The following is a 1,383-nucleotide window of genomic DNA, read 5'->3' on the forward strand; positions in this document are numbered from 1 at the left end:
ATCCACTGACTCAAACTTTGTGGCAGGGTCGCGCGATTAACAGTGCGGCTTCTGTCCACAGGAGTTGGGTGAGTAGTCATGAGCAGATCACGGCGAACGAAGATCGCAGCCGAGGACAAGACGCGGTTGGTACTGGCGGTGCTGGCCGGTGAGATGACGTGTGCTGAGGCGGCCCGGCGCTGCGGGGTGTCCACGGTGACGATGACCAAGTGGAAGCATCAATTCCTGCAGGCGGGTGCCCAACGACTTGAAGAGGTTCCTAGCGGCCGGGCAGGGGCCAAGGGCACACCCGAGCAACGTCGGCTGCTGCTGGAGAACGAGCAGTTGAAGCTGGCACTGGCCGAAGCCACCGTGCAGTTGCGGATCTGGCAGCGTGGAGCCGCGTTGGCCGATCAAGTCCCTTCATCGACCTCGAAGCCCTAAGAGAGGCGGCTGGACTGCCGGTTTCGAGGTTCTGCGTCCTGGCCAGCATCCCCGAGCGCACTTACCGGCGTCGACTGGCCCGGCTGCGTCGCGGCGACCCCACCAAGGGCCCATGGCCAGCTCCCAAGGTTGACCGCATCGAAGCGTTGGCCGCCAAGTACGCCGAAGCATGGCCGGCATGGGGCTACCGCAAGATCGCCGCGATGATGCGCGCCGACGGCCACGTCGTGACCAACAGCTCGGTTGCGCGGGCGTTACGTCGCCGCGGACTGCTCCTCCCGCAGGGGTTTCGGGCCGACCGCAAATCATGGGCAGTGCTACGACGGAAAGTGTTCCGCGACCCGCCCACCGAACGTAACCGGGTCTGGCAGACCGACTTCTCCGAATTCGAGACCACCAACGGCGGCATCTGGCGAATCTGCGCAGTCATCGACTACGCCACCAAGTACTGCCTGGCGGTCACCGTCACCCCCACCGCCCGCGGCACCGACGCCCTGCGCTGTCTGCACCTGGCCATCACCGAAGCCCAGTACCAACTCCGACTCGACGACCTTCGCAGCGACCGCGGCGTCATGGACATCATCGACGCTGCCGAAACCGTCATCGGCCAAGCCCCCGCCCCCATCGCCGTGGTCTCCGACAACGGGCCATGCTTTCGCGGGCAAACCTTCCGCACCGCCTTCGTCGGCGACGATCCACTCCTGCGCCACGTCCGCACCCGCGTGCGATCACCCCAGACCAACGGCGTCGTCGAACGCTTCTTCGGCACCCTCAAATACGAGCACCTCTTCCGCGGCTACATCGGCGATGGCGACGCCCTCGACATGGAAGTCCACCGCTTCCGCATCATCTACAACACCATCCGACCCCACCAAGCCCTGGCCGACCGCACCCCCAAACAGGCCTACCTCGCCAACACCCACCCACAGAAAAACCTGCCGACTTCTTGACTCAAGACAG

At 64.8% G+C, this 1,383-nt stretch carries 2 protein-coding genes; both read left to right on the top strand.

The window, feature by feature from the left end; all coding sequences use genetic code 11:
- The first annotated feature begins 78 nt into the window (after nt 1-78).
- Nucleotides 79-423 carry a transposase gene (locus tag Q2100_RS31290; protein ID WP_302917132.1) on the top strand — a complete coding sequence of 115 codons (345 nt, stop codon included), beginning with the start codon at nt 79-81 and terminating at the stop codon, nt 421-423.
- A 203-nt stretch (nt 424-626) separates the two neighbouring features.
- On the top strand, nt 627-1,373 hold the full coding sequence (locus Q2100_RS31295; RefSeq protein ID WP_302917133.1) for an integrase core domain-containing protein: 747 nt from the start codon (nt 627-629) through the stop codon (nt 1,371-1,373).
- The last annotated feature ends 10 nt before the right edge of the window (nt 1,374-1,383 follow it).

Source organism: Mycolicibacterium arseniciresistens, assembly GCF_030519285.1.
GTDB classification, from domain to species: Bacteria; Actinomycetota; Actinomycetes; order Mycobacteriales; family Mycobacteriaceae; genus Mycobacterium; species Mycobacterium arseniciresistens.

Excerpts from the sequence above, each read along its gene's own strand:
- Q2100_RS31290 (WP_302917132.1), top strand. The coding sequence starts at position 79 with ATGAGCAGATCACGGCGAACGAAGATCGCAGCCGAGGACAAGACGCGG.
- Q2100_RS31295 (WP_302917133.1), top strand. The coding sequence starts at position 627 with ATGATGCGCGCCGACGGCCACGTCGTGACCAACAGCTCGGTTGCGCGG.